The following is a 6,555-nucleotide window of genomic DNA, read 5'->3' as shown; positions in this document are numbered from 1 at the left end:
GCAGTTCGCACCCCCGCGAACCCGTCGCACCAGCGCCAGCAGCACAGGCCACCGACCCGCAAAACCCAAGACCCACCGGCCAGACCGCCACCCAGCGGCCAAGCAATACAAGGAGAAGCACCAATCACAAATCCTACTACCATTAACCCCACCCAAAGCCCACCCCACAGAGCACTCCCCGCGAACCCGTCGCCCCGACCACGGGTCCGTGCTGCGACCCGGGGCGGCCCGGCCCACCGCCCGCATAGCCATGGTCGTCGACACCTCCGGGTCCATGGGCCGCGAAGACCAAGCCCGCGCCACCGCAGAGACCCACACCATCCTCGCCCATGCCGTGCCCGGCGAGGCGATAGCCGTCTACAGCGCCGACACCGCCACCATGGGGACCCGGAGTTGGAGCTGTGCCCCGCCCGCCGCCCTCCCCGCCCTGCGGGCACTTCGACCAACTGCCGACATTGGAGCGTTGTCGTTGATCGCCCGGGCTGCGATTCGGAGGTTACCGTGGGCGGTCCCGGCTATGGGCGGCGGGCTAGCGTCCGCGCCGGTTCTGCGCTGACTTGAATTGGATGTCGTAGAAGGCTCTGGGGATCGGCCAGAAAGCGGCCTGGTTCCTGTTGCACCGTTTCCGGGAGGCGATGGCCGCCGATGGGGGCTTCGTGTTCTCCGGGCCGGTGGAGGCCGATGAGACCTATGTCGGGGGTTTGGAGAAGAACAAGCACCGCCACAAGCGGATGAGGGCGGCTGGCGGTCCCTTTGGCAAGGCCATCGTGGCCGGGGTGAAGGACCGGGCCACCAACAAGATCGCGGCCCGTGTGGTGGCTGACACGTCAGCGCCGACTCTGGTCGGCATGGTCGCCGATCACGCCGAGAAGGGGGCGCTGGTGTTGACCGACGAGGCGGCGGGCTACAGGCCGCTCACACGCCGCGGGTATCGGCACCGGGCGGTGGCCCACAGCGTTGGCCAGTGGGCCGATGGGATGGCCCACGCGAACGGCATGGAGTCGTTCTGGTCGATGCTCAAAAGGGGATATCACAGGACGTACCACCAGCTCTCCTCGGAGCACTTGGACCGTTATGTGGCTGAGTTCTCGCATCGGCACAACGAGCGTCCGAAGGACACCATCGACCAGATGGGCGAGCTGGTGAGGGGCATGGACGGGAGGCGGCTCACCTACGAGGCGTTGATCGCTCAGGGACCGCACTTCCGCCAACGCCACGAAATGCCAGCCGCCTAACCAATCTCCAGTAGGAATAGGCAGTCGTGGGCAGCGTTCCACATGTCCTCTGGCGGGGCGAATTTGATGGTAGCGGCTTCTGTCTCGATCACTCGCCGCAATCGTCCAGGTGGGGTCAGCACCGGCCTTCCCGGCAGCGTGTCGGACTCCATAGCCGCCATCATCGCCCGGTAGACGGCTGTCCGTTCCTGGTCGCTTCGACCCTCTGCCCACTCATCGAGGACGCGCAGGTTCGCCCATCTCCAGCGGGGCATTGTGTCAGACAGCGAACTCTTCGCGCCCGAGATCGTCGTTGAATTTCGCCGCTAGTTCCTCCCGCGAAAGGGCATCGTGGCCGATGGTGCCGTCGGCGATCTGGCGGTCCATCTCAGCTTCCTCCGCCCGAATGCGGGCCTCTGGATCGGCGGGTTTAGTCGTTGAAGCAGTCTGTCGTCTGCCAAGCCAGCTTTTTGGGTTCAGTAGTTGCAACAGTTCGGCGCTCATGGATGCCTCCCGAGGTTGCTCATCAAGTGTAAGCGGGGACGGTAGCTGCCGGGTTGACTCCCTGTCCACCCCGGTGGGCACCCCCTGACGAGGCGGTTAGGTTGGCGGCTGCCGTCGATATCAAGCCGCGACCGAAAGGCCGGGGGTCACCCCCTGGCCTCCTTCGGGCCGGTCGCGGCATCGACGGCAATCGACACCCGACCTCCGAAGGGGGCCACCCACAATGACCGAACCAACCCCGCCGCCCGGCTTCGAGGAACAAGTCGTCCTGAACAAGACCCGCCGGGTCATGAAATGGCTCACCATCATCTCCCTGGTGCTGGGGTGCTGTTCATCGGCATCGGCATCCCCGTCGGCATCGACGCCGACAAGAAAACCGAAGAGTGCCGGGACGCCCCCCTCTCTAGCGACTGGCTCGACATCTGCATCGAGGCCCGAGACGCCAACGACGCCGCCGACGCGCTCATTTTGGGCGGGATCGGCTGGTTCGTCCTCGCCGTCGTGTTCTTCCTCATCTTCATCACCCGCGACAAGCACAAACGCCAACTCGGCCCCGCCAGTTCCTAGCCGCCCAGCGGCTACGCTGACCGTCATGGCCCGCACCCCCGAAGAACCCCCACCCGAACTCGAAGACCTCTACGACCCCGACGAAACCTTCCACTTCGACGGCACCCCCGAAGACCTAGCCGACAAAATCCTCAAACCCAATGAGCGAGAACATCGACACCCTGCTCGTAGTCGAAAACTGGGCACGCGACCGGCGCGACAAATACCACGACCGACTGAACGGCATGATCTTGCACGGTGAGCAAGCCCTATCGGGTGCTCTGCTCATGCAGTGGTTCGAGGAAGACTTCGACGCACTGCACAGCGAACTGCGGACACTGCGAACCGAGCTACGCCAGCCCGCCTAGCTTGGGCAGCATTAGATATAAGCCCCAACGTTTCCGCAGGTTTGCGCCTATCAGCGCTACCTCTTATCCAATGGTGGCCAAAAAGGGGTCTGACCAGCGGACCTCGTTGTTCGTCACTGGGAGAATGATTGTCGGCATCGGTCAGCCAGGGATCGCTCCGATAGCGCGTCTGCTGAGCCGTGTTGGCCTCTTGCCGATCTCCACGATTGAGAAGTTGCCACCGGCGACTAACGACTGGCGAAGTCGTCTGGCGACCCGTAGCTCAGCTCCGGGTCGCCGGCAAACAGGCGATCACACAGCTCCGCATACTCGTTGCTGATCACTTCGAGCGCCTGGCGCGTCTCCTCGTCGATCGGAGGGCCGCCCCCCGTACCGACCGGATCGTCGGACCCCGCCTCCACATAGACCACAACCTGTTTCACCCTCTCCACATCGACCGACGCTGGCATCCTCAAAATCGAAATGGCCACCTGGTCGTCTTCCGAACGGAGCAAGCCGCGTCCTGGCGCCGCCCCCAATTAAAGGGAGGGACGATACCAATGCGCCGAGGCACATCCCGCTTGATCTTGGCTGGCCGGGCTTCCACCCCGTCAACCCTATCCCAGAACCAACAATCCACGATTAGGGGGAAGCTCAGGGGGGAAAGCTCACCAGGGTGTTTTGCTATTGAGGCTCTTGGGCGTCTGCCTCTCGCGTGATGGCGATGTGGACAAGGGCGAATCTGGGGTCGGTGCTTTTCTTGCTGGCCAAACCGCTCAGATAGCCTTCGGGGATTTTGTGGCCGGTTGCGAGAATTGCAAATGCCTTGCCTATTGCAATGATGCCCGCAAGGTCGAGATCTCCCTCTTCGCGGAACCTTCTTTCGCCCTCCTCGTACAGGGCGATGCCCTCTTCGAGGTCTCCTCTCACGGCTTTGATGAGTCCTGCGGTGGTCAAGGCGAGATCACATTCCGACAGGTCGGGAAGCACTCGTTCCGCCCCATCGGGATCGCCACCCATTGCGAGGGCGAAAGCGACATTATTGCGGAGCACGTCGTCGCCGATGCCACGCCTGATTCCGGCCAGCCCGATGCGAGCTGCTTCTTGGTAATCCCCCTTGTACATGCACAGCAGATAGGTGGCAGCGATGTGAGCAGCGGCGGAGAACGGTTCTTCTCGAACCCATTCGACAGCGGCTTTCAGACTGCGGTCGAACTCGAAACGCAGAAATGCGACTTCTTGCTCGACGGCCAGCAGCGCCGGGCGGTCGTAGCGCTCGATGAGTTCGCTGTAAGCGGATTCCAGCGCTGGAAGGTCAGCCGTTGTCTTCGCAGTATTAGCGAGCAAGCGGGCGATCATCTCGCTTCGGTAGTCACACCGTTCCAGTGCCTCCAACGCGCGATCAAACACCTCCTTGCGGGGCTTTGCCGGAGGAGTCAACAGGTCGATGTAGAGCCGGAGTTCCTCCTTCTGGGCGGGTGCAGCCTCTTGAATATCCCTTGACGTGTCCGCTCGTCGCAGGCGCTTCAACGCGCCTTTGGCATCTCCTGAGATGTGCAGGGCCGCTGCTGCGGCAAGCACCAGTTGGATGTCGCCGGGGTGATGGGCAGCGAGGCGGTCAATGGCCGATACCGCCTCGCTGGTTTCGCCCTGAGAGAGCAGGAAGGCAGCCAGATTGAGGCCCGCTGTGCGGTCTGCCGGTGCGAGAGCAGCAGCGGCGGACGTAGCCCGGATGGCCTTCCGGGCGGAGCCTGCCATCGCGTATGCGTAGCCGAGGTTGCACAGGGTTGAGGGGGAGTCGGGAACACTCCTCAGAGCTGCGCGCAATTCGCGAATGGCGTCATGGCACCGGCCCACTTGCGCCAGCACCGCCCCTTTGAGCGCCGCCCCCGTCTCACTCTCATTGTCTTCAAGAAGCTCCAGCGCTCTGTCCAACCACCCTTGATGCACTGCGAACCTAGCCGCAAGCACGGCCGCAGAGCGTTTGGCTCCGTTCCCCACAGAGGGTGCTTCCAACACCTTTCGGAGTCCTTGGTCCGCAAGGGCAACCTCTCCTAAACCCGCGGCAACCTGCGACGCAGCTATAAGTGCTGGGGCGTCGATGGTCTCATTCTCCAATACCTGCTTTGCCGCCTCCCATGCGCTAACACGGTTTCCGAAGCTCACCTCACTGACCGCGAGCCTGGCCAGCGCAGTAGGCGAACCTGGAAACTTGTCTGCTAGGGCACGAGCCTGCAAGAGGTCACCGTCGATTTGGCCGGAATAAGGGTTGGGCAGGAGTGCTATTTCTGGGGACTGCAATTGCTGGTCCTCGCTTAGCGGCACGACGATGCGGGCAGCCGCGGGGTTTGGCGGGGCGAGGATTCTGTCTTCTTGGATGGTCATGGTCATATGTTCACTCTCCTCCTTTCATACGCTGTTCGGTCAAGGGTCTTGATGATGATGTCCACGCGGCGAAACACCCATTGCAGGCCCCACAAAGGGCTGTTCTGCTCAGCTCGACGGCGGCGCTCCCGAAAGGCGGGGACGGGGCTGCACATCTGGCGTACCAGGTCCACAACGTGTTGTCGTATTTGCGGAGGCACCTCATCCTCCAGCTCCCCCAAAGCCGACTCGTATCTTTCCCTCATGTAACGTGCCGCAGCGCAGAAACTGGCTTCTCGATCTTCTCGTTCCATAGCTGCTGTGTGATCGAGGTGGAATTGCCAATCCGGCAACGTCACCGCTGTAATTCCCAGACCGGTGGCGATTTCGTACAGGACCGAGCCGAGAAGGTAGATGTCGGCCCGCCTAAGAGCTGTTAGGTCGTTCCCGTCGGCCAGGTTCCAGAGGAACTCTGGCGGCGCGTAACTGTGGTCGCCTCGCCCTGACGCGTACGCGGACGGAGAAAACCGAGGGCTTCGGTCCAGGCTGCGGCTGCGTCCCAGATCGGAGATTTTCGCTGTGGCGACGGGCTTTCTCGAGTCGGACAAGAGCAGGTTGGATACCGGCAGTCCACCTGAGCCGGACATCAGGGACAAGACGGGTTTCTTTGTGTCAAACAAGAGCACGTTTGATGACTTGATGTCCCTATGCATGATCCGCTTGCCATGCATTTGATGGACGCCTGACACGACATCCCGGAAGAGCAGCATCTTGGCATGCCAGCTGAGCTCATGCCGATGCGGCAGAAGTTCGTCAAGCGACCCGTCACCCAACTCCAACACATGAAAGCGCACACGCATCCTCGTAGGCGAGCCTCCAATGTCAATGAACAATTCCGACTGTCCCGATTCGATCAGCGAGACGACATTGCGGACCTTTTCTGACTTCTCCAGGAGCATCCCCTCCTCGTCAAACTCCATCACTGCGCCAGGGTCACTGGTAGCGCTCGGAGCGAGCATCTTCACAGCGGCCAGCGTTGCGGTCTGTTGATCGCTGGCTTTGAACACATGGGAGAAGTAACCGTCGCCGATATGGGCTGCGAGCCGGTAGCGCCCGCTGAGGGTCTGGCCGATGCAGGCATTAGCGAAGCTGGCCATATCTGGCTCGGATTTCAACGAGAAGCTCGGGGTGTTGCAGGAGGATTTCCGCAATGTCGGGTGGGATGTCGCCAGCGGCCAACGCAACGTGTTCGCCGTCGAGCGCATAGTGGCTTACCGCACGATCGCGCAGTTCGGCTGATGGTTGCCGCTCCCCTGTTTCCACTCGGGAAAGGTACGACGCGTCCACGCCGAGGTCCTTCGCAGCGTTCCTCAAAGACTGGCCTTTGGCCTGTCTGGCATTGCGAAGCATGTCGGCTATTCGTCTGCCTGCCATGCCTCTACCGTACAACGGTGTTGCCAATCTTGGCAACACCGTTTTGGGGCTCTTCGCGTCGAAGCGGGGAACCTCACCCGCCCACGCGGGGCTAAGCCCCCTTGCTGCCCGACAAGTTGCTGGGCTAGGGCAAGCCGAACGTCTGT

General features: G+C 62.1%; 9 protein-coding genes. 5 read left to right on the top strand and 4 right to left on the bottom strand.

The window, feature by feature from the left end:
- Nucleotides 1–208: 208 nt before the first annotated feature.
- Nucleotides 209–556, top strand: a complete 348-nt coding sequence (locus OXG30_05290) for a hypothetical protein (GenBank protein ID MCY4134310.1) — start codon at nucleotides 209–211, stop codon at nucleotides 554–556.
- 31 nt (nucleotides 557–587) lie between these two features.
- A complete protein-coding gene (locus OXG30_05285; protein MCY4134309.1) occupies nucleotides 588–1,235 on the top strand; it encodes an IS1595 family transposase in 648 nt (215 codons plus the stop codon).
- 258 nt (nucleotides 1,236–1,493) lie between these two features.
- Here the strand turns inward: OXG30_05285 and OXG30_05280 are convergent, their stop codons facing one another.
- Nucleotides 1,494–1,718, bottom strand: coding sequence for a hypothetical protein (locus tag OXG30_05280; GenBank protein MCY4134308.1), 225 nt, complete (start codon nucleotides 1,716–1,718; stop codon nucleotides 1,494–1,496).
- Between the two features lie 294 nt (nucleotides 1,719–2,012).
- Here OXG30_05280 and OXG30_05275 point away from each other — a divergent pair, with 294 nt between their 5' ends.
- Nucleotides 2,013–2,285: a hypothetical protein gene (locus OXG30_05275; GenBank protein ID MCY4134307.1), complete on the top strand. Its 273-nt coding sequence runs from the start codon at nucleotides 2,013–2,015 to the stop codon at nucleotides 2,283–2,285.
- A 140-nt stretch (nucleotides 2,286–2,425) separates the two neighbouring features.
- Nucleotides 2,426–2,632, top strand: coding sequence for a hypothetical protein (locus OXG30_05270; GenBank protein MCY4134306.1), 207 nt, complete (start codon nucleotides 2,426–2,428; stop codon nucleotides 2,630–2,632).
- A gap of 227 nt (nucleotides 2,633–2,859) precedes the next feature.
- On the opposite strand, the gene OXG30_05265 is transcribed toward OXG30_05270, so the two are convergent.
- The 3 genes from OXG30_05265 to OXG30_05255 all read right to left on the bottom strand — a co-directional run bounded on the left by OXG30_05265 (nucleotide 2,860) and on the right by OXG30_05255 (nucleotide 6,132).
- Nucleotides 2,860–3,081, bottom strand: coding sequence for a hypothetical protein (locus tag OXG30_05265; protein ID MCY4134305.1), 222 nt, complete (start codon nucleotides 3,079–3,081; stop codon nucleotides 2,860–2,862).
- A 214-nt stretch (nucleotides 3,082–3,295) separates the two neighbouring features.
- Complete coding sequence (locus OXG30_05260) at nucleotides 3,296–4,546, bottom strand: hypothetical protein (GenBank protein ID MCY4134304.1); 1,251 nt, start codon at nucleotides 4,544–4,546, stop codon at nucleotides 3,296–3,298.
- Nucleotides 4,547–4,998: 452 nt separating this feature from the next.
- On the bottom strand, nucleotides 4,999–6,132 hold the full coding sequence (locus OXG30_05255; protein MCY4134303.1) for a protein kinase: 1,134 nt from the start codon (nucleotides 6,130–6,132) through the stop codon (nucleotides 4,999–5,001).
- Here OXG30_05255 and OXG30_05250 point away from each other — a divergent pair.
- Entirely contained in the window at nucleotides 6,107–6,274 is a 168-nt protein-coding gene (locus OXG30_05250) for a hypothetical protein (protein MCY4134302.1), read from the top strand. The genes OXG30_05255 and OXG30_05250 overlap by 26 nt on opposite strands.
- Nucleotides 6,275–6,555: the final 281 nt, after the last annotated feature.

This window comes from bacterium (assembly GCA_026708015.1).
Lineage (GTDB): Bacteria > Actinomycetota > Acidimicrobiia > Acidimicrobiales > Bin134 > Poriferisocius.
This window is presented reverse-complemented; position numbering and strand designations above follow the sequence as displayed.